This window comes from Streptosporangium sp. NPDC048886, from assembly GCF_055586905.1.
Window position 1 is genome coordinate 61,509 of record NZ_JBVJHH010000025.1, and the last position, 25,172, is coordinate 86,680.

Here is a 25,172-nt window from a genome sequence, read left to right on the forward strand (position 1 = left end):
ACGAGGTGAAGTTCAGCCATGCATGAATTCGGGATCGCGGAGGCGATCCTCGACGCGGTGGAGAGACGGGCGGCCGGCCGGCGGGTGGAACGGGCACGGGTGCACGCGGGTGCCCTGCTCCGCATCACGGAGCCGGTGATCAACCAGGCGTTCGCCATGGTCGCGGACGGATCGCTGGCCGAGGGCGCGAAGGTGGACCTGGTCATCGTCCCGGTGCAGCTGCTGTGCCGCTCCTGCGGGCAGACGGCCGCCTCCGTCGACCCCTTCGCCACCTGCCCCGAATGCGGCGGCACCGATATCGACACCGAGGGGGGCGACGACCTCGTCCTCGAATCCATCCAGATGGCGGAGGCCGCTCATGTGCCTGGGGATCCCCGGCGAGATCGTGGAACTCCTGTCGGACCATCCTGACCTGGCGATGGTCGACGTCAGCGGGGTACGGCGGGCGATCAACATCGGCCTGCTGGAGGAGGAGTCCCTCGCACCCGGCGACTGGGTCCTCATCCACGTCGGGTTCGCGCTGTCGAAGATCGACGAGGTGGAGGCCCGGGCCGCGCTCGACTTCCTGGAAAGCATCGGCGAGGCCTATGAGGACGAGATCGCGGCTCTCCGCGAATCCATGATCGAGCAGGAGTGAGGTCGGATGCGCTTCGTCGACGAATACCGCGACGCCGCCAGGGCCCGGACGCTGGCCGAGCGGATCGCCGCGCTGTGCGAGCCCGGCCGCGCCTACAAGTTCATGGAGGTGTGCGGCGGGCACACCCACACCATCTACAAGCACGGGCTGGAGGACTACCTGCCCGAGGCCGTCACGCTCGTGCACGGCCCGGGCTGCCCCGTCTGCGTCATCCCGATGGGACGGGTGGACGACGCCATCCACATCGCCGGGCAGCCGGATGTGATCATGACGTCGTTCGGCGACATGATGCGCGTCCCCGGCGGGAAGGGCTCCTTCCTCGACGCCAAGGCGCGGGGGGCCGACATCCGCATGGTCTACTCCCCGCTGGACGCCCTGAAGATCGCGCGGCAGAACCCCGGCAGGCGCGTGGTCTTCATGGCGATCGGATTCGAGACCACCGCCCCCTCGACGGCGATGACCGTCCTGCGCGCGGCCGCCGAGGGGATCGACAACTTCTCGATCTTCTGCAACCACGTGACGATCATTCCGGCGATCAAGGCGATCCTGGACTCGCCCGACCTGCGCCTGGACGGCTTCGTCGGGCCGGGCCACGTCTCGGCCGTCATCGGCTGCCGGCCGTACGGGTTCATCGCGCGCGAGTACGGCAAGCCCCTGGTGGTGGCCGGTTTCGAGCCGCTCGACGTGCTCCACACGGTCTACCGGATCCTCGCGCAGCTCGCCGAGGGCCGGGCGGAGGTGGACAACCAGTACGCCCGGGTGGTGCCGTGGGAGGGCAACCCCAAGGCCCTGGGCGTCATCAACGAGGTGATGGAGCCGCGGCCGTACTTCGAATGGCGGGGACTGGGGTTCATCTCGCATTCGGCGCTCAGGGTGCGGGAGCGGTACGCCGCCTTCGACGCCGAACGGATCTTCCAGATCCCCGGCGGGCGGGTGGCCGACCCCAAGGCGTGCCAGTGCGGCGAGGTGCTCAAGGGCGTGCTCAAACCCTGGGAGTGCAAGGTGTTCGGCACCGCCTGCACCCCGGAGACCCCGATCGGCACCTGCATGGTGTCGTCCGAGGGCGCGTGCGCGGCGTACTACAACTTCGGCCGCTTCTCGCGCGAGCGGGTCAAGGAGGCGACCCGCTGATGGACATCGAGGAAGGCGCCGCCCTCCGGGCGGAGGGCGCGGCACGCGAGAACGGTCTCGCCGGCCAGGAACGGCCGGCCCCGCAGGCGCCCACCTGCCCGGCGCCCGGGCAGCGGGTCCGGCGGGGCGGCGCGGTCCCGGGCCGCGAGCAGGAGGTCCTGGACCGGATCGAACGGGTGCGCCGCGGCAGGGCCCGGATCCGGGAGGACCTGATCACCCTCGCGCACGGCGCCGGCGGCAAGGCCACCCACACCCTGATCGAGGCGGTGTTCCTGGAGGCGTTCCGCAACCGGCTGCTGGAGCCCCTGGAGGACGGCGCGGTCGCCGACGGGCTCGCCTTCACCACCGACTCGTACGTGGTGACGCCGCTGTTCTTCCCGGGCGGGGACATCGGCGACCTGGCCGTCAACGGCACCGTCAACGACCTGGCGATGTGCGGGGCGCGCCCCCGCCACCTGTCGGCCGCCTTCATCATCGAGGAGGGCTTCCCCGTCGCCGACCTGCGGCGCATCACCGCCTCCATGGCGGCGGCGGCGCGGGCGGCGGACGTGTGGATCGTCACCGGCGACACCAAGGTCGTGGAGAAGGGCAAGGCCGACGGCTGCTACATCACCACCTCGGGCGTCGGGACGGTGGAGCGGCCGGTCCGGCTGAGCGCCGCCGCCGCCCGGCCCGGTGACGCGGTCATCGTGTCCGGCCCGATCGGCGAGCACGGCGTCACCGTCATGCTGGCCAGGGGGGAGCTCGACATCCAGGCCGACCTCACCTCCGACACCGCGCCCCTCAACACGCTGACCGCCCGGCTGCTGGACGCCTGCGGCGACGGGCAGGTGCGGTGCCTACGCGACGCCACCCGCGGCGGGGTGGCGACGGTCGTCAACGAGATCGCCGCGGCCTCCGAGGTCGCGGTCGTGCTCGAAGAGGACGCGATCCCGGTGTGCCCGGCCGTACGCGGGGCATGTGAGCTACTGGGGATCGACCCGCTCTACGTGGCGTGCGAGGGCCGGATGGTCGCGGTGGTGGACCAGCGGTCCGCCGAGGCCGCGCTGGCCGCCCTGCGCTCCCATCCGCTCGGCTCCGCCGCGGCCGTCATCGGGCGGATCGCCGACGACCCGCCCGGGCTGGTCCTGCTGAAGACCTCCTTCGGCGGCACCCGCATCGTCGACCTGCTGGTCGGTGACCCCCTGCCGAGAATCTGCTGAAAATCCGAAATCCCATGGGGGCTGGACATGAACGAGCCACGTGAATCAGAGGACGCGGGCCGGTTCGAGGGAGAAGAGCACGGTCACTCCCCTGACGTGGGGCACGCGAGCGAAGAGGTGGTGCAGGCGGGCAACCGGGCATGGGGGCCGCCGCCGGAGGACAAGGGACCCGGCCGTGAGGTGTCGGAGGAGGAGCGTGAAGGGGTCTCCGCCACCGACACCGAGCCCGAGGGCCCTCTCGGCGTCGGCGTCAGCACGTCCCGGCGGGGTGAGGAGATCGCGGCCAAGGAGGGGGAGGAGGGCCGCGGGACGGCCGGTGTCGACGAGAGGACCGGACGCCCCTACGGCACCTCCGGCTCCGAGGACGCCACCGGCGTCGCCCCCCAGGAGACCGTCGAGGAGGAGAGCCCGCACCTGCCTCCGGGGGACTCCTCCTGAACCCGTCCGGATGCCGGACCGAGAGGGGGGTCTTCCGAGCCTGCCCCGGGTGGCGGGCCGCCGGGCCGCGGGTGGTGCCCGCCGCCCGGCGGAGCGCCGATCAGCCGGCCACCCTCAGCGCCGGCCGGTCACGCTGAGGGGCACCCGGTCATGTCGGCCTGTCGTTAAGGAAGCTGTCACCAAGTACACCCGAGCGCGTTGAGCCTGTTCAGCGAGGTCTTCATCGCCTACTTACGGATCTTTCATGGAATCCGAGACGAGCGCGGTCGCGTACGGCCAGTATTGATCCGGTTTGGGGGGTGTCCGCAGCGGTCAGGTGACCGCCAGCCCGCGAGAAAGCCGGATGCGAAGCGGCGCGTGTCGTCGATGAAGACGAGTTGGTCGGGAACTGGACGCTCCTCGACGAGGAGATGCAACTGCTGGCAGGGCGGCGAGGGCCGCCGGCTCCGCGACGTTCCGCCGTCAGGCCGATACCGGACAGTGCGTTGCCCCTGTCCGGCTCCCGGGACGGCGTCTGAGCAGGTCAGTGCAGCCAGACCGCTGCGGGAACCAATCCGGCCCCATGCCGGGCACGGCTATCCACAGCCGAAACCTCAACTTCCGTCTCCACCGCCGCCCTGGACGCCGGGGTGCCGCTGGCCGACGTCCAGGAGCTGCTGGGTCACGCCTCGCCGGTCACCACCCAGCGCCACAACCGCGGCCGCCGCAAACTCGACGCCCACGCCGCCTACGCCGATGGCTCGAACCTGCGGGTCCGGTCGTCGGGCATCGTGCACGAGGTCGCGATGACCAAGTGGTTCGGTGACGAGCGGATGCCCGGCCCGGCCTGCATGGTCGGCGTCAGCGGCTGGGACCCGGGCGCGGCGCATCCGGACCGGGGCCCGGTCACCTGCCGCCGCTGTCTCAAACTCACCCACGCGAGCCCGCCGGCGAGCAGCTGGAGCTGTCCGGCACGGCCGCACCCGAGCCGGACGGAGCCTGACCCCGCCGATGGCAGGTTCGCTGAGACGGGGTGCTACACAACGCTGCGAAAGTGCTACGCCCCAGGCAGTCGACGACGACCGGCAGCGGGACGTGGCCGATATACAGCGGGTGGCGGCGCCTGTCCGCCGAGGCCGTTGTAGCTCACCCACCTCGACATTGCTTTCGGCAAGGCCCCGGTCACCGCAGCGGCCTGGTGACCAGCTGTACTACCCGCCTGACCCGAGCAGACAGACAGGCGCTCCATGCCGGCCCACCGACCAGATCCACGGCCCCTGCCAGAAGCCCAGTGCGACGGAGGAACCCCGTGAGCAACGACGCCATGTCCCGCGCTCAAGCTTGTACGGGTCCCCATCAGATAAGGCGGCAGCCGGGGGCGGGTCACGTCGAGGGATGGTGCCACGTGGACGAAGCCGCGTTCTTGTCCCGAGCTGACTGCGATGACGCTGTCCGCGCCTACCACGCCTTCCACGAGGTCGAGCAGGACGCCGCTGTCGTGCAGAAGATCGGGTGCGGCCAGGGCCGCACCGCCTACCTGGTCGGCGGGATCGTCTACAAGGTGGACGGGTGGCCGCCGGAGAATCTGCACGACCACCGGATCCTGCAGAGGGCCCGCCATGCCGGGATGCCGTGGGCTCCGCCGTCCGCGCTGTTCGAGCTGGAGGACGGCAACGGCCGCAAGCAGTACGTCATGGCCATGCCGTACTTCGTCAACGACGGCAGCGCCCCCGACATCGAGGCGATGGCGCTCATGCGCGCGCAGACCAACAACCAGCTCGATGACACGAACTACCGGGTTGTCTGGGGGAAGCCCGTCATGATCGACGCCGGTGACATCGAGAAGGACGACCTCGGCTTCTGCCAGAGGCCGACCGCCGTCGATGGTGAGGGTCGGCCCACTGCCACGTGCCGGGCTCCGGCCGCGGTGGTGCGTTCCGCGCACCTGGTGCGGCTGCTCTGTGCTGCCTGCGCTTCCACGGAGTGCCGGTAACCGGCGTGCCCTGAGCCCCTAACGGCGGCGCTGGCCCTGCTCGGCAGAGCGTGATCACTGTCGGCGGTGTTGCGTTATCCGGGGTCGAGGAACAGCGGAACGGTCATTGGCGGTAAGCCGCTGCGTCGCAGCTTGCGGAATGCTGTGCAGGGGGCATCGGGGCGGTGATTCCCAGGGCCGTGCCCTCGCGTCAGCAGCCCCTGACCGCCTGGCCCTTCCCGTTCGACCAGCTCACCGCCACAACGAGAAACAAGATCTTTCTCACCGCCAACGGCTGTTCCACCGTTCCTCAACCCCGATGGTCCGCACCACCTGGCCGATCGCTTCACGCCGGTCGCGCGCCGGCGTACCGCGAGGGCGAACATGGCCAGCTGGTTGGCGGTGTGCGGCCAGGGCTGGGGAATGATGTGCGCGGGCACCACGGCCTTGGGAGCGGGGGCGACGATGAAGTCACCCCCGTTTCCCCGAGCAGCTCACGCCGACCGGCGGTCTTCTGTGATGACCTCCAGGAAGGGCGAGCGGATGGCGTTAGGCCGGCTCCCTGATGGGGGGCTGGCGGGCTCTGTAGTCCTGGGCACGGGCGGTGAGTTCTCGGAAGAACACCGGTGGTGGTGTGACCTGGCCCTCGCGCCCGATCGGGGAGGGTGCCAGCGGTATGAGCAGGTCGGTTTTGGGTGAGTGCAACCACAGGGCCATCTGGTAGAGCTCGGGGATCCGCAGGAGTCGGAGGTCGAACCCGGCCAGTTGGAGCTGCGGCAGGGCTCGTGCGGCTTTGACCGCGGTCGCGGTGGCTCCAACGGATGAGCCTCTGTAGAACGTTGGCGGGAAGGTGCGTTCCGGCGTTTCGGAGATTTCGGCGCCGGCGAGCACATTGCCGCCGGACTCCAGCAGGAATCGCCAGCCCACCGGCTGCGCCGTTTCCAGGCCGCCGCCGGCCTCGATGTCTCGCACGAGAAGTGCGAACACCCGGTGTGGGGTGGACACCTCCACGTCATCCGGGGCGATCTCGCCCAGCAGTTTCGGGCCGTCTCCGCTGGCTCTGGCGATTTGGCCGAGATGGGAGCGCGTTTCGTCGCGAATCCGTCCCGGCGGTTCAGGCGTGTTCAACGGCATTGCAAAGCTCCCTGAGGCTAGTTGCGCCGAGTCTTGAAGGTCCTGTTCCAGGTACCGTTCTGGCCGCCCGGGTAACCGCCGAAGAGCGTCTCCCATGCGACCCACATGATGGGAGCGTCCTCCATGCCCGCGTATACCCCGCCCGTGTCCTCCCACGGGTCATGCACCCATACGTGCACCAGTTCACCGGTCCCCGGGCGGTAGCTATACCCCCAGATGTTGACGATGTGGCCGGAGAGGCCGCCACCCCAGCCGATGTTCATGATGATCGGGCGTCCGGCGTCTATCTCCGCCTTGACCTCGTTCTTCGTCAACTCCGTGAGCCTTCTGACCCCTACCCACCTGCCGCCCATCCACGTCTGGTCGACGCGATGCCTGTCACCTTCGGCGACCGGGACCTGAATCCCGGCTTGCTGCAGCGGCCCAGCATCCGGCCACCAGCCCTGGTTGCAGTCCCCGCGTAACTCGCCACCCGGGCAGCAGCCGAACGGTCGCTGGTCGGCGAGCCGGGAGTCATCCCTGTTGAGGACTGCGGCGGCGAATCCGCACTGGGTCCAAACCTGCGCGTTGGCGTAGAAGTTCGCGACGCTGATCGTCGTCGCGTTCCAACACCAGAATGTCTGTTCCTGGTATTGAATGCTGCGCCAGTATGCCGAGCCGAGACTCTTGATCATGACGCTCTCGTCTGGTTGTGACACGCGACGTCATCCCTTCGCTACGCCGGTTACGTCGTCGCCGTCTTCGTGTTGATGATTCAACGGCATCCTTTGGCCGAAGTTTTTACCGGACAGCCGAGAATGTAAATAGGTAGATTTGTCGGAGTGGAGCCGAGAAACTCGAAGCTCTGAGACCAATTGGGGGTGCCGTCAAGGCGGCTGTCACCAGCCGTCATTTGGATGCTGACGTGCGCAGTCAGTGAGTACGGTGACGGAGTGCCAGAACCTCGGCGACCTTGGCGACGGCGTGCGTTCGTGGCGCGTTCATACGGAACGGTGTCCAGATCCGGCCAACCTCGCATCCGTCGGGGCCGGGGCCCTTGCCGGGGGTGGGTGCGGCCGGATGATCAGGCGGGCGAGAAGGGGCGTCGCCGGCGAAGGCGGTGTAGCCGTAGCCGGTGCGGATCTGCTCCTGGTGATCCCAGCGGGCCTCCTTCTCGCCGTACCCCTGCAGGCCGAGCTGCTCGGCGACGTAGTCGACCACCGCGGCGGGAACGTCCTCGGGATCGTCCGGGAAGCAGTTCAAGAACCGGGCGGTGCCCAGTTGCGCCGACCAGCCGAGCTGGTTGCGAGCGCCGTTGGCGGCCATCGACCGGCGCCGGTCGTCGACATCCAGGTGAAAGAAGGCGCCCAGCTGGGCGATGTCGGGAACGGTGTCGAAGACGCCGTATCGGCTGCGTTGCTCAGTGGTGAGGAAACTGACCGGCATGAAAGGTGCCTCCAGGCATGCGAGGGCGCCCTCGGATATCAGCAGCGGTCAAGTCAGATGATCGATGTGACCGATTACGTGGTGAATTGTGTCAGTCTCACGGCAGTCATGATCACCGTTGTCCAGTTCATGACGCGGTGGACGCGCAGGCAGGGCCGGTGGGTTCACGGCCTGGTGGGCCGCCAGGGTGAGCGATCTTGTGTCCGTCTTGGCTGCTGGCTGACTTGCACGGCGTAGCGGGGATGGCCGGGGTCGAGGAACAGCGGAACGGTCATTGGCGGTAAGCCGCTGCGTCGCAGGTCGCGGAATGCTGTGCAGGGGGCATCGGGGCGGTGATTCCCAGGGCCGTGCCCTCGCGTCAGCAGCCCCTGACCGCCTGGCCCTTCCCGTTCGACCAGCTCACCGCCACAACGAGAAACAAGATCTTTCTCACCGCCAACGGCTGTTCCACCGTTCCTCCTCAACCCCGGACTCGTGTCGGTGAAAATTCGGAGCCACCTCCCTGAGTCGTGCCGCGGTGCGGTGTCGGCACCCCTCCTCGGTGACTTGTAGCCCGGCTCCGAGGCCCAGTGGTCTGGGGGTAGCCGGGACGCAGTAGTGCGTCCCGGCTACCCGCCGAGCACTGGGCCGATCAGCTGGTCTGCTGAGGGTCCGTCAGCAGGTGGCGAGGATGATCGAGATGACGTGGCAGGTCTTGGTGGCGGTGTCGTTGGCGGGGTTGGGGTCGGTGGGGGCGCTGGTGGTGCGGACGCCGGTGACCGTCACGTGGCCGAGGGAGAGCAGGTGGAGCGGGACGTGGAAGGTCTTGTCGGTGCTGGCGCCGTTGGCGATGGCACCGTAGGTGCAGGTCACGGTGGTGGAGGCGACGGTGCAGCCGGCCGGGAGGCTGGTGGCGGTCGCGCCGGGCGGGAGAGTCGCGGTGAGGGTGGCCGAGGTGACGGCGTCGGGGCCGGTGTTGTGGGCGGTGAGGGTGTAGGACAGGAACGGCACGAGGATGCCGAGGTGCGGCTGGGCGGTCAGGTCGACGTCGATGTCGGCCTTGGGCTCGGGGAGGTAGGTGTACTGGTCGGCGCTGCTGGTGGCGCTGGTGCCGGCCTGGGTGGTGACCGTGAGGTCCACGGTACCCGCGGTGTGAGCCGGGGCGGTCGCGGTGACGGTCGTGGCGTTGACCACGGTCACGTTGGTGGCCGGGGTGCCGCCGAACTTCACCGCGCTGGCGCTGTAGAGGTGGCTGCCGGTGATCGTGACGGTGGTGCCGCCGGCCGCGGGTCCGCTGCCGGGGCTCACGCCGGTCACGACGGGCTGGGCGGGTGAGACGTCGACGTTGTACGGGACGTCGCCGACGCCGACGGTGGCGGTGACGGCATTGGTGTTCAAGTCGATGACCGAGACGTTGTCGTTGGCGGAGTTGGTGACGTAGGCGGTGCCGTCGGCGGGGTTGACGCGGATGCCCAGGGGCTGGGTCCCGACCGGGATGGTGGTGACGGTGCTGGTGGCGGTGTCGATGACCGCGACGGCGTTGGCGCCGGCGGTGGGCACATAGAGGTGAGCGCCGTCCGGGCTGATCGACACGTCCTGTGGCCCTGCGGCGACGGGGACGGTGCTCGTGATCGTATTGGTGGCGAGATCGATGATGGAGACGTTGTTGCTGTTGTAGTTGGCCGTGTAGGCGCGTGTCCCGTCGGGGCTGATCACCACGCCGGCCGGGGTCTGGGCGCTGGGGCTGGTGATGGTCGCGGTGACGGTGTTGGTGGCGGTGTCGATGACCGAGACCGCGCTGCCGACGAAGCCGGCGACGACCGCCTTGCCGCCGTCGGGGGTCACCGCGATGTCGAAGGGCTGGCCGGTGACGGTGACGGTCGCGGTGACCGTGCGGGTGGTGGTGTCGATGACTCTGACGCCCTGGGCTCCTCCGCCGAGGCTGACGCCCACGTAGGCGTGCGCGCCGTCCGGGGCGAATGCCACGGCGGTGGGAGCCTGGGAGGCCGGGATGGTCGCCGACACCGTGTTCGTGGCGGCGTCGATCACCGAGACGTTGCTGGAACCCTGGTTGGTGACGTAGACCTCGGCCCCGTCCGGGGAGACGGCCACTCCGGTCGGGAAGGAACCGACCGGAACGGTCGCGGTCACCGTGCCGGTCGTGGCGTCGATGACCGAGACCGAGTTGCCTCGCAGGTTCGTGACGTATGCCGTGGCATCCGGTACCGCCGCGTACGCGGGAGCCGACAGTGCCGTCAGGCCGGTGGCGGCCAGGGCGAACGCGGTGACCAGGGCGGTGAGACGTTTGCGCGGTCTACGGCGGGGACGGGTGGTGGGGGGCAAGGGGAGAGCTCCTCTCGGCTTCCGCGCCGCCACCGGTGGGCTCCGATCGGGCCCAAGGGAACCGTGGGCGGTGCGGTCGATCCCGGACGTGCGAGGCCGCCGGCGCGATGAAGGCGAGGACCGGTTACTCGGGCAGCGCGTTATGCGCGAAGGCGCCTTGGAGGTTGCCGCGCGGCTCGAAGACGAACACGATGTAGGTCTCGAAGAACTCGCCGCTCCGTCCGGCGGCGCGGGCGATGCCGACCTTGGTGCCGGCCTTCCACACCAGCTGGGTGAAGTGACCGGCCTCCAGCCCTTCCTGCTCGGACCGGGAGGCCGCCCGCTGCTGGGTGTAGGCGTTGAGCTCGGGATCCAGAACCAGCGGCGGCGCGTGGTGCCTGGCCCGCGGCGCGTTGGCCTCGGCGAGCGCCTCGGCCTGGAATTCGGGGGTGGTGGCGTCGGGCGGAGCGGGGCGCGTTCCGGCCATGAAAGATCCTTATCCGACCTGGAGGGGTCCCCGCCGGATGCTGTTCACCGCATCCCCTGACTCGGCAGGAGGCGGCTGGGGGGCCGCTTACCGCTCATCTTCTGCTATTTGCCGACATGCGCCAGACCTACACGCTGTCCGGAAGCGGACACTGGACGTAGCGGTCGGAGTGCGCCGCAGAGCAGGCACCTTCGCTGAAGGGGTTCCGGTAGTGATGGCGGAAAATCCAACGGATATGGGGGCAGACCAAGTACGGGGTCGAGGAACGTGGGGACAGCCATTAGCGGTGAGATGGATCATAGTGCGGATGGCCGCCGCGACCTGCGGAAACACTGAAGATCGTGTTGTCGCGCCAGACTGTCCTGCCGTGTTCGGGCCGAAAAGCTGACTCGACACTGTTGGTCGTGCACCGCCCTGACCTGCTCGAACAGCCCGTACCGCTAATGACTGTCCCGTTGTTCCTCGACCCCGATGTCCGAGGCGATCGACGCCCGTCCGGCCCTGTTCGAGGCCGAGCGCACGTGCGGCAACCCGGTGGTGGCCGCGCGGTTGCTCACCCACCGGTACGCAGCCGGCGCTGACCGCGCGAGGGCATCACGTTGCCCGTCGAGCAGGCGGTGCTCGCCGTGCTCGCCGACGACCCGCCGGCGGCTGACGTGCTGCTCGCCATGCTCGCGCTCGACGCTGGAGCGCTATGGGGAGGGCCTCGTCCTGCTGAGGTCCGGTAGTTATGGAGAAATGCCCAGAGATCTTGTCACCCATGACCTGGAACCAGCTAACCCTAATGAGCGCCTTCCGGAAATCTCGCGACTCTCCTTGACTTCTTTGGTAACTCTTTTCTGTCAGTTCAGGCTGGCATGTGTTGATATGTTCATATAGCGTAAGCAGTGGAACACGACGGCCCATTTCTGCGGCGAAGAGCAAATGCCGATGCGGCCGGTCATGCCGCAATTGACGAGGAAGGTTTTCCTCGATGAGATCAAACAAGCCCATTTTCGCCACGCTCGTGTTCGTGGGTGTATTTTCCCTGTCCCCGGCCGTCTGCGACGCCCGTAGCCTGATGACCGTTGGCAGGGATGCATCCGTATCCCCCTCGGCGGGAGCCGTCAACGACCCGGTGCCATCTCCGCCCGTTTCGCCCGGCGACGCGTCAACGCGTGGCGCTACGCCTGACCCGGACAGTGACTCCATGGTGCTGAACAGGATCCAGGAGCGCGGAGGCGGCAGCTTCGCCGCCCCGAAACGAGCCATGGCCTACAGCGACGACGCCGCGCACGCCGCGGTCGTGGTGCCCCCTCAGCAGGGTTACCAGTACTGGGGCGCGAACTGGTGCCATTACTTCTACCAGCAGGGTGCCTGGTACGGGGATGTCTGCCTTGGACAGACGCTCGCCGGCAATGGTCAACCACTGGCCAACACGTACAACCTCTACCGATACCAACCCGGCGCGCTCGGCGAGCTCGTCGTGCAGATGAGTTTCAACGACCCGCGCTGGAACGTCGTCCGCGCCGACAGCCGGCTGAATCCGATGTTCAACTGGGTTCATTGGATGGCGTGGCCGACTACCGGCGGGGCAACGGCGAACACACTGTGGCTCAACGTGACGGACTACCAGCAGAACCAGTATGTCTGGCTGCCCTTCCAGACAGTGACTGCTGAGATCCAGGCCGGAAACGGTTCCCGATTCGGCATTCCGGCGAACCAGCCACCACTCAGCCTATCCGCATATGCATTGCTGATCTCCCTGAAAACAAGTATGAACGGTGCCGTCGCCGGACCCTGGCTGCGGCCGCCGTGCACCGCCAGCTACAACGGCTGCTCCAGCTAGGCGCCCATGACGGTCCAGGCTCTGGAAGCAGGTCGAGGCTCGTTCCGGATCATCGTGCCAGGGCTGGGTCCGTCTCAGATAGGCCGTCCGGTGAATGTCTCACTGAGCCGGGCCTGTCCGGACAGGCTGCGCCCGGCGCCGTCCCGGAACTCTCCGAGTCTCCGCAGGTCGGAGCCGTATCCGTTGGATTTTCGGCGATTACTACCGGGACCCCTCCCGATACCGCCCTGTCCACGTTCATGAACAGCGTGAACACCGGCGCGTGAACAGCCGGAGCGCCAGGCCCGTGAACGCCGTACAGGTCCCCGGGACACCGTGTCAGGGGACACTGTCGCACCCGCCCGCGCCCAGGTCACGGTCCTGTAGTCGTACCGACATCCGTCACCCGGGCCGCTGCGCCGCCGGGCCGCCGCTGCTCGACAAGCCGGGCCGCAACAGCGAGCGTCCACGCGGGCAGTGGCCCGCAGCGGCTCCCTACACAGCCGACACCGGCGAATCCCGGCCATGTCTCTGCCGTACGTCCGCCCTCCTGGGCCGATACATGTTCCCGACCGGCGCCGATCGAGTCCGGCCGGGACGATCGCCGGGGCGGCCGGCCCCCGTAGCCGGTCGGGGCGATCGGCTACCGCGGCCCTCCTCCGTCGGCCTTGCACTCAGATGCCCTGCTACCTGGGCCAACTCTGCTCGGGTGTACTTGGTGACAGCTTCCTTAACGACAGGCCATGTCCGAGGCCGGCCGTGTCCGAGGCCGGTCACGCTGAGGGTCGGCCGGTCATGTCCGAGGCCGGCCGGTCACGCTGGGGGCCGGTTCCCGGTCCCGGGCTCGCGGTCATCGCCCGGTCGCGCCAGGCCATCAGCCCGGCCTGGCTGGCCAGCCGCGCCACCGCCGCCAGGTGCCAGGAGGCGGCGGCGTGGTCGCCGACGGCGGAGGCGAGCAGGGCGAGGAACCAGTCGACGGGGCCCACGCAGATCACCGCGGACAGGGCGGCGACGCGTCCGCGGTAGGGCAGCAGCGCCGAGTAGCTCACCTGGCAGGCCGAGACGTCGCCGACGGCCGCCTGGGCCGCCGCCTGCAGGCAGCTCGTGCTCAGCCACGACCAGTCCCGGGGCGGGGGACACCAGCCCTCCTCCGCCAGCCGCCCGGCCTCCTCGGCGCGGCCCTGCGCGCACAGTTGCAGCACCCGGGCGTCGTGCTCCAGGGAAGGGTGGATCCCGCTGATGGCGTCGATGAGCGGCCCGGTCCCGGCCATCGTGTCCCGCTGGTAGTTCAGGGACAGGCGGCCCATGGCCACGAGCCCGCCCGCGTGCCACACCCCGACCCGCTCGGCCTGGCGCCCGGCCTCGCCGAACAGCGTCTCGGCCTCGTCGAACCGGCCGGCCAGGGCCAGCCGGTGGGCCCGCCACATGGTGTGCTGGAAGCGCGGCCAGGGCAGCGGCAGCCGTTCCAGCATGGCCTCGCAGCGCGCGGCGGCCCGGTCCGCCCCCGCGAGGTCGGCCAGCTCCAGCCTGAAGTGCGTGTACAGCATCTGGGCGAGCAGTGTGAAGCCCGGCACCCGGGTGCGCAGCGCCAGATCCTCCAGCTCGGCGGCGACCTCCAGCAGCTCGGGAATGTGCAGCGGCTGGGGCAGCGACAGGTGCCGGGCGTTGAGCATCCGCATCAGCAGCTGCGGGTCGCCCAGCCGGCGGGCCATCTCGACCGCCTCGGCGGAGAGGGAACGGCAGCGCGGGTCGTCGGTCCCGTCGTAGAGCTCCTGGGCCAGGCCGCCCAGCAGGCGGGCCCGTTCGGGGCTGTCGGTGGCGGGCAGCTCGCGCAGGGCGGCCTCGAAGCGGTGCACCAGCCGCAGCTCCACCGCCTCGTACGGGTTGCGGAGCGTCCAGATCGTGGGGGCGTCCAGCGCCGTCAGCGCGCGTGCGGCCAGCTCGGGGCCCGCCCCGGCGCGGTCGGCGGCCCGTACGGCCTCCGCCCGCGCCTGCCGCGCGCCCAGCGCGTCCCCGGCCTCCAGCAGGGCGCGGACCTGTCGCAGCAGCAGCTCCACGTGGTCGATCGGGTCGCCCGCCGAGGCGCCGTGCGCGGCGACGGCCCGGCCCCACCAGACGGCGGCCTCCTCATAGGCCAGGCGCAGGCTCGCCTGCTCGGCGGCGGCCGCCGCCCAGCGCGCGGCGGCGGTGTGCGCGGCCGGGCCGGCCGCCACCGCGTGATGGGCGATCACGGCCACGTCGGTGCCCGGCCGGGTGGCCAGGACGGCCATCGCCTCCCGGTGGACCACCGCCTTGCGCAGCGGTGGGATCCCGCCGACGAGGGTCTCCCTGACCAGGTCGTGGACGAAGGCCATCCGGTCGCCGCGCGGGACCGTCAACCCGGCCCGGGCGGCCCGGTCCAGCGTGTCGTAGACCTTCGCCCGGCACGCCTCGGGCAGGGCGCCGGGACCGGCTCCGTCCCGCGCCGACCCCGGGTCGAAGACGGCCTGGCACACCTCGGCGACCACGCCGGGATCGAAGTCCCGGCCGATCACCGCGGCGACCCCGAGCACCCCGCCGGTCCACCACCCCAGCGCGGCCAGCCGGCGGCGGATCAGGTCCGCCACCGCGTCGGGCACCGCCTCCAGGCCCTGGCCCTGGGCCAGCAGCCGGACGCTCTCGCGCACGAAGAACGGGTTGCCGCCGGTCCGCTCGGCCAACCGCCCGGCGGTGGACTCGTCCACCTCGATGCCCATCTCGGCCGCCAGCGCCCGCACCGGCCCGCCCCCCAGCCCGGCCAGGCCGACCCGGAGCAGGTCGTGGCGGGCCAGCCGGCCCAGCACCTCCTGCAACGGGGGCCGCTCCTCGCTGTCGCGGAAGGCGACGACCACGGTCAGCCGGACGCCGCGCGCCGGCCCGGCGGTGAGCGTGGCCACATCGCCCAGCAGCCCGAGCGAGGCCGGGTCGGCCCAGTGCAGGTCGTCCAGGACCACCACCAGCGGCCGGATCCGGGCGGCCTGGACCAGCCAGCGGGCCACCGCCTGATGGCGGCGTAGCAGCGCCGTCTCGGTGGAGCCGGCCGGCGTCTCGTCGTCCAGCAGCCCGGCCAGCGCCCCGCGGTCCGGCGGCGGCACGCTCTCGGCGAGCGCCTGCAGCACCTGCAGCCACGGCCACAGCGGCGGGGCCCCCTCGCCGTCGTGGCAGCGGCCCCACAGCACCAGGTGGCCGCGCTCGGCACAGCGCTCGCCGAACGTCTCCAGCAGCCGGGTCTTGCCGATGCCCGGCTCGCCGCTCACCGCGGCCATGCCCACCGTCCCGCGTCCGGCCAGCGCCTCCAGCTCCGCGAGCTGCCGCTCCCGGCCGGGCAGGGCGTCGCCGCGCGGAGGGAGCGCCGGGCGGACAGGAGACGGCGCCGGGGAGGCGGCGGGCGCGACGGCGGAGGCCGGCACGCGGGACGAGGGGAGGAGCGAGTCGGCCTGCCGGAGGATGTCGTCCTCCAGCGCCCTCAGCTCGGGCCCGGGGTCCAGGCCGAGCTCCTCGGCGAGCAGCCCCCTGGCATAGCGGAGCGCGGCCAGGGCGTCGGCCTGGCGCCCGGCGCGGTACAGGGCCAGCGCGAGCAGGCACCACAGCCGCTCGCGCAGCGGATGCGCGGCTGTCTCGTCCTCCAGGAAAGCGATCACGGCCTGGGGCCGGTCGCAGGCCAGCAGCGCCTGGGCGCGCCGTTCGATCGCCACCAGGCGCAGCTCCTGGAGGCGGCGGACCTCCATGACGGCCCACGGCTCGTCGGCGAACTCGCCGTAGGGCGGGCCGTGCCAGAGCTCCATCGCCTGGTCCAGGCAGGCCAGCGCCTCGTCGGGGGAGCGGGACTCGGAACGGGCGACCAGTTCGCCGAAGCGGATCGCGTCGACGTCCGTGGCGGCGAGCAGATAGCCGGGAGGCCGTGCGACGAGCAGCCGGGCGGGGGTGCGCGGGGCCCGACCGGGCTCGATGACCCGGCGCAGGTTGGAGACGTAGGACTGCAGCGTGGCGAGCGCGCTCACGGGGGGCGCGCCGCCGTACAGGTCGTCGATCAGGGTGTCCGTGGAGACGACCGCCCCGCGCGCGAGCAGCAGCCGGCTCAGCACCGAACGTTGGCGCGGGCCGCCGAGCTCGACGGGCACCCCGCCGTCACGGACTCCGACCGCACCGAGAACCCGGAACTCCATCCCCACCCTCCCGATCCCGCCACGGTGACGGGCCGCCGTGGCGGGACGGCTGCCGTATGCGTGACGCGCCACCGTTGTGCGGCGCGCCGGCGCGGGGAGCCCCTTCGAGGCCACTCCGCTCCGGGGCGTCACCCCCCAGCCTGGAACCATAGGTCAGCCTCCCGCCGGACCTCGTCCGCCGTCAGGGTGATCTCCTCTCCGCCGACCAGGTGACTGCCCCGTCGCCACGGGCGCGTGAGACAGTCCCGCGGCCTTCCGGAGAACCGCCTGCCGGTAGATCAACCCGGCCTTTGCCTCTTCTTGGATGCCGGGTTGATTTACCGGCAGGCGGCCCCGGGGATGGATCGCCCCAAGCATGTCGATCATCGGCCCGCGCGCGTGCGGCGGCGAGGAGGAGCTCATGAGCCCGATCGTGGTGATCGGAGCGGGGCTCGGCGGCCTGGCCGCGGCGGTCCGGCTGGCCGCGGCCGGACGGGAGGTCACGGTCGTGGAGGCCCGCGAGGTCCCGGGTGGCTGCTGCGGGACGGCGAGCGTGGGGGACTACCGCTTCGACACCGGCCCGTCGGTGCTGACCATGCCGGACGTGCTGGCCGAGGTCTTCGCCGCCGCGGGCGAGGACATGGACGACGTCCTTCCGCTACGGCGGCTGGACCCCTACTACCGGCTGCGCTACCACGACGGCTCCCACCTGGACATCGTGCCCGGCGAGGAGGCGATGATCGAGCAGGTGCGCCGGCTGTGCGGCGGCGCCGAGGCGGACAGGTACCGGCGGTTCCGGGCCACGATCGGCGGGCTGTTCGCCTGCGAATGGCCCTCCTTCATCGACCGCGACATGACGCGGCTGCGGAGCCTGGTCCAGCCGGGAGTGCTGGCGCGGCTGGCGGCCCTGGGCGGGTTCCGGCGGCTCGACCGCCTGGTGAGAAGCCACCTCACCGACGCGCGGCTGATCAAGGCGCACACCTTCCAGTCCCTGTATGTGGGGCTGTCCCCCCAGCGGGCGCTCGGCGTCTACGCGGTGATCGCCCACATGGACACGGTCGGCGGGGTCTTCTTCCCCCGCCACGGCGGCATGCACGCCATCCCGCGGGCCATGGCAGCCGTGGCGGAGCGGGCCGGAGCGCGGATCAGGTACGGCGTGCGGGCCGTCGAGGTCGAGACCGGCTCCCACGGAGTCAGCGCGGTCCGGCTCGACACCGGCGAGCGCCTCGCCGCCCGGCACGCCGTGGTCGCCTGCGACCTGCCCCGCGCCCACGCCGGGCTGCTGCCCGCCGGGGCGCGCGACTGGCGGCTGCGCCGCCCCCGGTACTCGCCCTCCTGCCTGGTCCTCCACTTCGGCCTCGACCGGCGGCTCACCGGGCAGGCGCACCACACCCTGCACTTCGGCCGGGGGTGGAGCTCCACCTTCTCCGCCCTGAACGCCGGCCGGCCGCAGCCCGACCCGAGCCTGCTGGTCACCTACCCCGGATCCGACGCCGGCGCCGCGCCCCCCGGCCACGCCACGCTCACCGTGCTGGAGCCGACCGCCAACCTGAGCGGCGCCGACGGCTGGGACGGGCTCACCTCCCGGCTGGAGGAGCGCCTGCTGGGCAGGCTGGCCGGGCTCGGATACGGCGACCTGACGTCCGCCCTCCGCCTCACCGTCGACCCGCCCGCCTGGGCGCGGCTCGGACACTCGGCGGGCACCCCGTTCGCGATGGACCACCGCTTCACCCAGACGGCCTGGTTCAGACCGGCCGGGGCGGCCCGGCGCGTCCCCGGCCTCCACTTCGCGGGCATGTACACCGCGCCGGGAGTGGGGGTGCCGCCGGTGCTGATCTCGGGGAAACTCGCGGCCGAACGCATCCTGGAGACCTCCCGATGACGCTGACCGGCAGTTACGAGTGCTGTCGCAGACTCAACGCCCGCCATGGCCGGTCCTACTACCTGGCGACCCTGCTGCTGCCGGCCTGGAAGCGCCCCCACGTGCACGCCCTGTACGGCTTCGCCCGCTACGCCGACGAGATCGTCGACTCCTTCACGGTGACGGGCGACCGCGTGGCGGCGCTCGACGGACTGGCCGGCCGGATGGCCGCGGCGCTGGCGGGCGGCGCCGCCGCCGACCCGGTGCTGCCGGCGTTCGCCCACACCGTGCGCTCGTTCGGCATCGACCGTGCCGACATCGACGACTTCCTCCGGGCGATGCGGGCCGACCTGACCGTCAACCGCTATGCCACCTACGACAGCCTGCTCGGCTACATGGAGGGCTCGGCGGCGGCCATCGGGACGATGATGCTGCCCATCCTCGAACCGCTGCCCGGCATGGCGGAGCCGGCCCGCGGCCCCGCCCGCGAGCTGGGACTGGCCTTCCAGCTCACCAACTTCCTGCGTGACGTGGCCGAGGACCTGGCGCGCGGCCGGGTGTACCTCCCGCTCGCCGACCTGGACAGGTTCGGCGTGGCCGAGGCCGACCTGGGAGGCGGCCACCCCACCGCCGCCCTGCGCGAACTGCTGGCCTTCGAGATCGAGCGGGCACGGGGTCACTACCGGCTGGCGCTGGAGGGCGTCGAGCTGCTGACCCCGTCCTCACGGCCATGCGTCCGCGCGGCCTACGAGCTGTACGGGGGCATCCTCGACCGGATCGAGGCCGCGGGCCACGACGTCCTCGCAGCCCGGGCCACCGTGCCCCGGCGCCGCAGGCTGGCCGTCTTCGCGCGGCACCTGCTCGCGGCGTCGGTGGCCGACCGGGCCGAACGCCGGGTCGCGGTCCGGGTGCCCTGAACCGCGCGAGCGCAATCGTCTGTCACTGCGGTCAGGAGGATGTGATGCCGGAGCCGGTGGTCGTCGACGCGATGGGCGGAGACCACGGACCAGCCGAGACGGTCGGCGGGGCCGTCCTGGCCCGGCGGGAGCACGGCGTCCCCGTCGTGCTCGTCGGCCGGGCCGGGGAGATCCGCGCGGAGCTGGCGCGCCACGGCGCGGTGCGCGAGATCGACGTGGTGCACGCCGAGGAGGTCGTCCCGATGGGGGAGCGGGGCACGGGGGTCGCCGCCTCCGGAGCCTCCAGCCTCCGGGTGGGCTGCGAGCTCCTGCGGCAGGGGGCCGGCTCGGCGCTCGTGTCGGCCGGTTCCACCGGCGCGGTCGTCTCGTGCGCCATCCGCGGTGTCGGCCGTGCGCCGGCCGTGCTCCGGCCGGCCCTGGCGATCGCCCTGCCCGCGGTGACCGGCGGCGCCACCGTGCTGATCGACGCCGGAGCGACCTCCGACCCCACGCCCGAGATGGTCGCCCAGTTCGCCCTGCTCGGCGCCTCCTACGCCCGCCTCGTGCTGGGCGCGGCCGACCCGTCGGTCGGCCTGCTGTCGATCGGCGCGGAGCCGGGCAAGGGCAACCGGCTGACCCGCAGGGTGGCGGAGCTGCTGCCGTTGCTGCCGTTGCGCTTCCACGGCAACGTCGAGGGCCACGACGTGTTGGCCGGCGCCGTCGATGTGATCGTCACCGACGGGTTCACCGGCAACGTCGTGCTGAAGAACGTCGAGGGAGCCGTCCGGGCCGTGCTGACCCTGGTGGCGCGCTCAGGGACCGCCGGGCCGGAGGCGCTGCGGGAGGTGGCCCGCCGCTACGAGCCGGAGACCCACGGAGGGGCGGTGCTGCTCGGCCTGAGCGGCACCGTCGTCGTCGCGCACGGCTCCTCCCGCGCCGCGACGGTCGCGCGGGCCTGCGCGGTCGCGCGCGACCTCGCCGGCGGCGGGGTCGCCGCCCGTCTCCGGGACCATCTCACGGCCGAGCCGGTGAATTGAACCGGCCCGCGCGGCCCGCCGGGGCGGCCGGGGACGGGTCACGGACGGCGGCCGCCGTACCTGGCCAGGGGGTCGACCCCGTCCCAGGTCCCCTCGCTGCCGTACGGAACGAACCGGGCGAACAGCTCTTCGGAGTACCAGCCCTCCGCCCGTGTCCGCCCGATCGCCTCCCGGTGCGCCTGCCCCCGGTAGGCGAAGTCCCGCACCGCGCGGGAGTCGCGCCACAGCGAGAACGTGGCCTGCCGGGCCAGCGGCCACTCCCCGACGCCTACCGAGGCCAGGCAGCCGTCCTGCTCCCGCAGCAGGCGCTCCACCTGGGGGACCGACCGGTAGAACGGCACCAGCAGGGAGGGGCGGATCGACGCGCGGGTCAGCACGGCGACCGGCCCGCCGGTGTTCCGCCGGGTGATCTCCTCGATCGGCCCGAACGGCTCCACCCCGCCCCACCGGCCGCGCGAGGCCAGCGGCGCCAGCCGTACCTGCCAGGACTCCTCGGCCCGGCCCCGCCAGCGTGCCGCCACGGGGGAGCCCTCAAGGAAGTCCTCCAGCGCCCGCTCCCGGCTCCAGACGGCCAGCAGCGCCCAGCGCCGCAGATCCGCGCCCAGGCTCATGGAGGCTCCGCGGCCGGAACCCAGCAGCCGCCAGAACAGCAGTCCCGCGGTGCCGGCCAGCACCGGCCGGTCGGCGGCCATGTACCGCATGGCCCCCAGATCCGCATACCTCGTGAGGTGGAACGAAGCGATGATCCTCCTGTCCGTCGTGGTCATCGGCGGCTACCTTCTCGGGTCCGTGCCGGTCGCGGTGCCGCTCGCCCGGGCGCACGGCTTCGACCCCCGTGAGGTCGGCGACGGCAACCCCGGCTTCTGGAACGTCAAGGAGCGGCTCGGCTGGCGGGCCGCCGCACCCGTCGTCGCGGGCGACACGCTCAAGGGCGCGCTCGCCGCGCTGCTCGCCCTCGTGGCCGGCGGCCTGCACACCACCGGGCCCGGGGCGGTCGCCGGGGCCGGTGTCGTGCCGGTGTATCTGGCGGTGGCCGCCGCGATGGCCGGGCACGCCTGGCCGCTGTTCGCCGGCTTCCGGGGCGGCCGGTCGGTCCTCGTCTTCGTGGGCGGCTCCGCCGTCATCTGCCCGCCCGGATTCCTGCTCGGCGTCGCGGTCCTGATCGCGGGGGCCCTGCTGACGCGCTCCTTCGCCGTCGGCGCGCGGGCGGGCGTGTTCTGCCTGCCGCTGTCCCAGCTGCTCTTCGCGCCGGTGGAGCACGTGGCCGGGACGGGAGCGCTGATGTGCCTCATCGGGCTGCGCTTCGGGCAGGCGGCGCGGGCCGGGCGGGCGGGCCGGCCGCTCCCGCGGGAGCCGTGAGCCCGCGGGCCGCGCCGGCGGGATAGGTACGGCCGCGCCAGCCGCGCACCGGGCGGAGCGTCGCCTGCGTCAGCCGTACGGCGGTCAGCGGGTCCAGCAGGGGTGACAGCAGCACGCCGGGGCCGGGCCGGGTGTAGCTGCCGCGCAGCGCGCCGGTCAGCGACAGCCGTACGGCCAGCAGCCCCAGGTCGAGCCGGGTGGGCCGGCCGGCCGCCAGCCGCAGGACGGGCAGCGCGGCGGTGAGCCAGATCACGGCCAGGTCGGCGGCCTGCCGGCCGGGGCCGGTGACGTCGCACAGCGGCAGCGACCGCCCCCACTCCCGCCACACCTCGGCCGCCGACTCGTGCATGTCGACCTCCAGCAGGCCGCCGGAGTCCAGGAAGCCGACCGCCCAGCCCGTGGCGGCCAGGTTCCGGGCCAGCGCCACGTCGTCGGTCATGTGCCCGCGGACCCGCGCGAACCCGTCGGCGGCCAGCATCGCCGTACGGCGGAAGGCCATGCACTGGCCGTTGGCCATGACCCGGTGCGGAGCCGGGGCGACGGACGGTCCGATGGGGCCGGACCGGTAGACCAGCGTCGCCAGGAACGAGGCGTGCAGCGCCTGCTCGGCGGTCCCGCCGCAGACGAACCTGGGGCCGGCGCTGACCAGGTCGTAGCGGTCCAGGGCCGCGGCCAGCGAGCCGAACAGGCCCGGCGCCGGCCGGGTGTCGGCGTCGAGTGTCACCACGATGTCGCCGCGGGCCGCCTCGACCCCCTGCCGCAGCGCCCACTGCTTGCCCACCCAGCCCTCCGGGAGGGGCGCGCCCACGACGACCCTGGCGCCGAGTTCGGCGGCCAGCCGCGCCGTGCCGTCGCCCGACTCGTCGTCGACGACGACGACCTCCGCGACGGCCGGATCGGCGAGCACGGCCGACAGGCACGGACCGATGCGGCGCTCCTCGTCGCGGGCCGGAATCACCACCGAGATCCGCCCGGCCGCCGTCTCGACGGGGGCCAGCGGGGGCAGCCGGTCGCGGCCGCGGGCCAGCCGTACCCCCACGGCGAGGGCGGCGGCGGCCTGGAGCGCGGTGAGCGGTCTCATCGGCGGAAGTCCGCTGCCACGAGCGAGGCGACGATGCGGCCGCCCATCGCCACCAGCGGCAGCCCGCCGCCGGGGTGCACGGAGCCGCCCACCAGATACAGGCCCCGCCGGGGCCCTCGGTTGCCGGGGCGGCGGAAAGGGGCGAACGGGCCGGCGTAGGCGCCGCCGTAGATCGCCCCGCCCCACGCGCCGTACCGCTCGCGCAGGTCGGCGGGGGTCAGCAGGTCGACGAAGCGCAGCCGCCCCGACAGGTCGTGACCCCGGGCGGCCAGCCGCTCCAGCACCAGGTCGCGGTAGGACTCGGGGGAGATCGGCCACCGGCCCGGGTCACGGGCCGGGACGTTGACCAGCATGACCCAGTTCTCGGCGCCGTCGGGCGCCTGCGACGGGTCGTCGACGGCCGAGCAGCCGACGTAGACGGTCGGGTCCACCGGCGGCCGGCGGCGCTCGAAGATGTCGGCGAACTCCCGCTCGTAGTCGGCGGAGAAGACGACGGAGTGGTGCGCCAGCCCTTCGGTCCGGCCCTCCACCCCGGCCAGCAGCAGGAACGCCGAGGAGGAGGCGCCGAGCGCGGCGATGCGCCGCAGCCGCCGCCGGTCCGGCAGCAGCCGCCCGTAGAGGGCCGCCGCGTCGGTGTTGGCGATCACGACGTCGGCGCCCTCGCGCTGCCCGCAGGCCAGCCGTACCCCCCGGACGCGGCTGCCGTCGGCGAGCACCTCCGTCACCTCGGCGCCGAGGGCGACCTCCACCCCCGCCTCCTCCAGCAGCAGGGCCAGGGCGTCGGCGACGCGGGGCAGCCCGCCCGGCACGTACCAGCCGCCCTGCCCGTGCTCGATCGCCGGGATGCAGGCCAGGGCCGCCGGCGCCCGGTACGGGCTGGAGCCCGCGTAGGTGGCGTAACGGCCGGCGTACTGGCGCAGGCGCCGGTCGGTGAAGAAACGCCGGGCCAGGCCGTCGAGGGTCCGGCCGGGTGCGACCGCCAGCAGGTCCGACAGGCGCGCCCGCGCCGGCGGGCGGGTGAGCGGCCCGGCGAAGAACGTGCGGCACGACGCCTCGAAACAGGCCCGCGCCCACCGGTGGAAGGCCAGCCAGTTGCGGCCCTCGCCCGGCGAGAGCCGGTCCACCTCGGCGGCCATCCTGTCCGGGGCGCGGTGCGCCGTCAGCGTCGAGCCGCCGGCGAAGCGGTAGCGGCACAGCTCCTGCGGCTCGACGAGGCCGATCTCCAGGCCGAGATCGGCGAAGACGCCGGGCAGGGTCAGCAGGGACGGCCCGACGGAGAAGGTGAAACCGTCGCGCGCGTGCTCGGCGAGCTTGCCGCCCAGCCGGTCCCGCCGCTCGTACAGGCGGACCCGGTGCCCCTGCCGGGCCAGCAGCAGGGCGCAGACCATGCCGCCCACGCCGCCGCCGACCACGATCACCTCCGCCACGCACGCCTCCAGGCGAGCACGGAGAACAGGCCCATGCAGGCTCCTCCCACGGTGGCGACCAGCGGATCCGGCGGGTCGAAGACGGCCGCGAACCCCAGGGTCTCCATGAACGCCATCGCCGTGTAGATCGCGACCAGCCCGGCGCTCCTGGCGCCCGGATCGGTCAGGACCGCCTCGATCACGGCCATGACCAGCAGCGAGACCACCAGCCAGCCGGCGAAGTTGCTGACCGGCACCCCCCGGTAGAGGCCGGGGTCGTGCCAGGTCCACAGGCCCAGCCGGACCATCTGCGGATCGAGGAACAGGTCCCACGCGGTCAGCGCCAGGGCCCCCAGCCCGATCCGCGCCGCCCGGCTCCCCGGCGCCGCGGCCGCGGCCGCGGCCGTCGCGTGGGCCGCCAGGCCCATGCCGCCCCACGCCAGCGCCACCACCACCGGAACCCCGCCGAGCTGCGGCCACAGCAGCCCGGTGTAGCCGTACTCCCCGAAGGGCAGCCCGGTCCTGACGCCGACCCACTCGGCGGCGTACCCGGTCACCACCGCGGCGCCCAGCGCCGAGGCCGCCCGGGGGAGGGGATGGGCCCGTGCGGCGAAGGCCAGGGCGCTCGCCGCCAGCAGCAGCACGACCACGCCGGCCAGCCCGATCGGCCGGGGCTGCAGCCCCGACGCGACCTGCGCGGCGATCACGGCCAGCAACAGGCCCCCGCCGAGCACGCCGAGGACGTCGAGGCCGCCCGGGGACGGCCCGCGCCGCGCCGCGTCCCTCACCGCGCCGAGGGCGGGGCGTCCGCTGTTCACCCCATGGCTGTGCCCCGCCGACGGTCATCGGAGCGGCG

At 72.3% G+C, this 25,172-nt stretch carries 22 protein-coding genes; 12 read left to right on the forward strand and 10 right to left on the reverse strand.

Features of this window, described 5'->3' with window-relative positions:
- The first annotated feature begins 18 nt into the window (after nucleotides 1-18).
- The 7 genes from ACZ6R6_RS28890 (at nucleotide 19) to ACZ6R6_RS28920 (ending at nucleotide 5,380) form a co-directional block, all read left to right on the forward strand.
- On the forward strand, nucleotides 19-411 hold the full coding sequence (locus tag ACZ6R6_RS28890; RefSeq protein ID WP_470098498.1) for a hydrogenase maturation nickel metallochaperone HypA/HybF: 393 nt from the start codon (nucleotides 19-21) through the stop codon (nucleotides 409-411).
- Nucleotides 386-637: a HypC/HybG/HupF family hydrogenase formation chaperone gene (locus ACZ6R6_RS28895; protein ID WP_470098500.1), complete on the forward strand. Its 252-nt coding sequence runs from the start codon at nucleotides 386-388 to the stop codon at nucleotides 635-637. The genes ACZ6R6_RS28890 and ACZ6R6_RS28895 overlap by 26 nt, the downstream gene beginning before the upstream one ends.
- 6 nt (nucleotides 638-643) lie before the next feature.
- On the forward strand, nucleotides 644-1,768 hold the full coding sequence (gene hypD / locus ACZ6R6_RS28900) for a hydrogenase formation protein HypD (RefSeq protein ID WP_470098502.1): 1,125 nt from the start codon (nucleotides 644-646) through the stop codon (nucleotides 1,766-1,768).
- The gene (gene hypE / locus ACZ6R6_RS28905) at nucleotides 1,768-2,970 is read left to right on the forward strand and encodes a hydrogenase expression/formation protein HypE (protein WP_470098504.1); all 1,203 of its coding nucleotides are present in this window, start codon (nucleotides 1,768-1,770) and stop codon (nucleotides 2,968-2,970) included. Before hypD ends, hypE begins: the two co-directional genes overlap by 1 nt.
- A gap of 27 nt (nucleotides 2,971-2,997) precedes the next feature.
- Nucleotides 2,998-3,408: a hypothetical protein gene (locus tag ACZ6R6_RS28910; protein ID WP_470098506.1), complete on the forward strand. Its 411-nt coding sequence runs from the start codon at nucleotides 2,998-3,000 to the stop codon at nucleotides 3,406-3,408.
- 629 nt (nucleotides 3,409-4,037) lie between these two features.
- The gene (locus ACZ6R6_RS28915) at nucleotides 4,038-4,532 is read left to right on the forward strand and encodes a hypothetical protein (RefSeq protein ID WP_470098507.1); all 495 of its coding nucleotides are present in this window, start codon (nucleotides 4,038-4,040) and stop codon (nucleotides 4,530-4,532) included.
- Nucleotides 4,533-4,792: 260 nt separating this feature from the next.
- A complete protein-coding gene (locus tag ACZ6R6_RS28920) occupies nucleotides 4,793-5,380 on the forward strand; it encodes a hypothetical protein (protein ID WP_470098508.1) in 588 nt (195 codons plus the stop codon).
- 528 nt (nucleotides 5,381-5,908) lie between these two features.
- On the opposite strand, the gene ACZ6R6_RS28925 is transcribed toward ACZ6R6_RS28920, so the two are convergent.
- The 5 genes from ACZ6R6_RS28925 to ACZ6R6_RS28945 form a co-directional block, all read right to left on the reverse strand.
- The gene (locus ACZ6R6_RS28925) at nucleotides 5,909-6,493 is read right to left on the reverse strand and encodes a hypothetical protein (protein ID WP_470098510.1); all 585 of its coding nucleotides are present in this window, start codon (nucleotides 6,491-6,493) and stop codon (nucleotides 5,909-5,911) included.
- A gap of 17 nt (nucleotides 6,494-6,510) precedes the next feature.
- The gene (locus ACZ6R6_RS28930) at nucleotides 6,511-7,167 is read right to left on the reverse strand and encodes a C39 family peptidase (RefSeq protein ID WP_470098511.1); all 657 of its coding nucleotides are present in this window, start codon (nucleotides 7,165-7,167) and stop codon (nucleotides 6,511-6,513) included.
- Between the two features lie 238 nt (nucleotides 7,168-7,405).
- Entirely contained in the window at nucleotides 7,406-7,918 is a 513-nt protein-coding gene (locus tag ACZ6R6_RS28935; protein WP_470098513.1) for a DUF4158 domain-containing protein, read from the reverse strand.
- Nucleotides 7,919-8,572: 654 nt separating this feature from the next.
- Nucleotides 8,573-10,240, reverse strand: a complete 1,668-nt coding sequence (locus ACZ6R6_RS28940) for an IPT/TIG domain-containing protein (protein WP_470098515.1) — start codon at nucleotides 10,238-10,240, stop codon at nucleotides 8,573-8,575.
- Between the two features lie 124 nt (nucleotides 10,241-10,364).
- Nucleotides 10,365-10,706 carry a CAP domain-containing protein gene (locus ACZ6R6_RS28945; protein WP_470098517.1) on the reverse strand — a complete coding sequence of 114 codons (342 nt, stop codon included), beginning with the start codon at nucleotides 10,704-10,706 and terminating at the stop codon, nucleotides 10,365-10,367.
- Between the two features lie 1,189 nt (nucleotides 10,707-11,895).
- On the opposite strand from ACZ6R6_RS28945, the gene ACZ6R6_RS28950 reads away from it, so the two are divergent.
- Nucleotides 11,896-12,534, forward strand: coding sequence for a hypothetical protein (locus ACZ6R6_RS28950; protein WP_470098519.1), 639 nt, complete (start codon nucleotides 11,896-11,898; stop codon nucleotides 12,532-12,534).
- Between the two features lie 752 nt (nucleotides 12,535-13,286).
- Here the strand turns inward: ACZ6R6_RS28950 and ACZ6R6_RS28955 are convergent.
- Nucleotides 13,287-16,697 carry a BTAD domain-containing putative transcriptional regulator gene (locus ACZ6R6_RS28955; RefSeq protein ID WP_470098521.1) on the reverse strand — a complete coding sequence of 1,137 codons (3,411 nt, stop codon included), beginning with the start codon at nucleotides 16,695-16,697 and terminating at the stop codon, nucleotides 13,287-13,289.
- 355 nt (nucleotides 16,698-17,052) lie between these two features.
- On the opposite strand from ACZ6R6_RS28955, the gene crtI reads away from it, so the two are divergent.
- From crtI to plsX, 3 genes are read left to right on the forward strand one after another with little or no spacing between them, the layout of a single operon-like run.
- Entirely contained in the window at nucleotides 17,053-18,558 is a 1,506-nt protein-coding gene (crtI, locus tag ACZ6R6_RS28960; RefSeq protein ID WP_470098523.1) for a phytoene desaturase family protein, read from the forward strand.
- Nucleotides 18,555-19,454 (forward strand): phytoene/squalene synthase family protein, encoded by a 900-nt coding sequence (locus tag ACZ6R6_RS28965; protein ID WP_470098525.1) that lies wholly within the window; start codon nucleotides 18,555-18,557, stop codon nucleotides 19,452-19,454. The genes crtI and ACZ6R6_RS28965 overlap by 4 nt, the downstream gene beginning before the upstream one ends.
- 44 nt (nucleotides 19,455-19,498) lie before the next feature.
- Complete coding sequence (plsX, locus tag ACZ6R6_RS28970; RefSeq protein WP_470098527.1) at nucleotides 19,499-20,470, forward strand: phosphate acyltransferase PlsX; 972 nt, start codon at nucleotides 19,499-19,501, stop codon at nucleotides 20,468-20,470.
- Nucleotides 20,471-20,508: 38 nt separating this feature from the next.
- On the opposite strand, the gene ACZ6R6_RS28975 is transcribed toward plsX, so the two are convergent.
- Nucleotides 20,509-21,237, reverse strand: a complete 729-nt coding sequence (locus tag ACZ6R6_RS28975; RefSeq protein ID WP_470098529.1) for a spheroidene monooxygenase — start codon at nucleotides 21,235-21,237, stop codon at nucleotides 20,509-20,511.
- Here ACZ6R6_RS28975 and ACZ6R6_RS28980 point away from each other — a divergent pair.
- On the forward strand, nucleotides 21,212-21,829 hold the full coding sequence (locus ACZ6R6_RS28980) for a glycerol-3-phosphate acyltransferase (RefSeq protein ID WP_470098531.1): 618 nt from the start codon (nucleotides 21,212-21,214) through the stop codon (nucleotides 21,827-21,829). The two genes, ACZ6R6_RS28975 and ACZ6R6_RS28980, sit on opposite strands and share 26 nt — an antisense overlap.
- On the opposite strand, the gene ACZ6R6_RS28985 is transcribed toward ACZ6R6_RS28980, so the two are convergent.
- The 3 genes from ACZ6R6_RS28985 to ACZ6R6_RS28995 are packed head-to-tail and all read right to left on the reverse strand — an operon-like array spanning nucleotide 21,759 to nucleotide 25,134.
- Entirely contained in the window at nucleotides 21,759-22,910 is a 1,152-nt protein-coding gene (locus ACZ6R6_RS28985) for a glycosyltransferase family 2 protein (RefSeq protein ID WP_470098533.1), read from the reverse strand. The genes ACZ6R6_RS28980 and ACZ6R6_RS28985 overlap by 71 nt on opposite strands.
- Nucleotides 22,907-24,337, reverse strand: a complete 1,431-nt coding sequence (locus ACZ6R6_RS28990; protein WP_470098535.1) for a phytoene desaturase family protein — start codon at nucleotides 24,335-24,337, stop codon at nucleotides 22,907-22,909. Before ACZ6R6_RS28990 ends, ACZ6R6_RS28985 begins: the two co-directional genes overlap by 4 nt.
- Nucleotides 24,325-25,134 (reverse strand): carotenoid biosynthesis protein, encoded by an 810-nt coding sequence (locus ACZ6R6_RS28995; protein ID WP_470098536.1) that lies wholly within the window; start codon nucleotides 25,132-25,134, stop codon nucleotides 24,325-24,327. Before ACZ6R6_RS28995 ends, ACZ6R6_RS28990 begins: the two co-directional genes overlap by 13 nt.
- Nucleotides 25,135-25,172: the final 38 nt, after the last annotated feature.

Excerpts from the sequence above, each read along its gene's own strand:
- ACZ6R6_RS28890 (WP_470098498.1), top strand. The coding sequence starts at position 19 with ATGCATGAATTCGGGATCGCGGAGGCGATCCTCGACGCGGTGGAGAGA.
- hypD (WP_470098502.1), top strand. The coding sequence starts at position 644 with ATGCGCTTCGTCGACGAATACCGCGACGCCGCCAGGGCCCGGACGCTG.
- hypE (WP_470098504.1), top strand. The coding sequence starts at position 1,768 with ATGGACATCGAGGAAGGCGCCGCCCTCCGGGCGGAGGGCGCGGCACGC.
- ACZ6R6_RS28910 (WP_470098506.1), top strand. The coding sequence starts at position 2,998 with ATGAACGAGCCACGTGAATCAGAGGACGCGGGCCGGTTCGAGGGAGAA.
- ACZ6R6_RS28925 (WP_470098510.1), bottom strand. The coding sequence starts at position 6,493 with ATGCCGTTGAACACGCCTGAACCGCCGGGACGGATTCGCGACGAAACG.
- ACZ6R6_RS28930 (WP_470098511.1), bottom strand. The coding sequence starts at position 7,167 with ATGATCAAGAGTCTCGGCTCGGCATACTGGCGCAGCATTCAATACCAG.
- ACZ6R6_RS28935 (WP_470098513.1), bottom strand. The coding sequence starts at position 7,918 with ATGCCGGTCAGTTTCCTCACCACTGAGCAACGCAGCCGATACGGCGTC.
- ACZ6R6_RS28945 (WP_470098517.1), bottom strand. The coding sequence starts at position 10,706 with ATGGCCGGAACGCGCCCCGCTCCGCCCGACGCCACCACCCCCGAATTC.
- ACZ6R6_RS28950 (WP_470098519.1), top strand. The coding sequence starts at position 11,896 with ATGGTGCTGAACAGGATCCAGGAGCGCGGAGGCGGCAGCTTCGCCGCC.
- ACZ6R6_RS28955 (WP_470098521.1), bottom strand. The coding sequence starts at position 16,697 with ATGGAGTTCCGGGTTCTCGGTGCGGTCGGAGTCCGTGACGGCGGGGTG.
- crtI (WP_470098523.1), top strand. The coding sequence starts at position 17,053 with ATGTCGATCATCGGCCCGCGCGCGTGCGGCGGCGAGGAGGAGCTCATG.
- ACZ6R6_RS28965 (WP_470098525.1), top strand. The coding sequence starts at position 18,555 with ATGACGCTGACCGGCAGTTACGAGTGCTGTCGCAGACTCAACGCCCGC.
- plsX (WP_470098527.1), top strand. The coding sequence starts at position 19,499 with ATGCCGGAGCCGGTGGTCGTCGACGCGATGGGCGGAGACCACGGACCA.
- ACZ6R6_RS28980 (WP_470098531.1), top strand. The coding sequence starts at position 21,212 with ATGATCCTCCTGTCCGTCGTGGTCATCGGCGGCTACCTTCTCGGGTCC.
- ACZ6R6_RS28975 (WP_470098529.1), bottom strand. The coding sequence starts at position 21,237 with ATGACCACGACGGACAGGAGGATCATCGCTTCGTTCCACCTCACGAGG.
- ACZ6R6_RS28985 (WP_470098533.1), bottom strand. The coding sequence starts at position 22,910 with ATGAGACCGCTCACCGCGCTCCAGGCCGCCGCCGCCCTCGCCGTGGGG.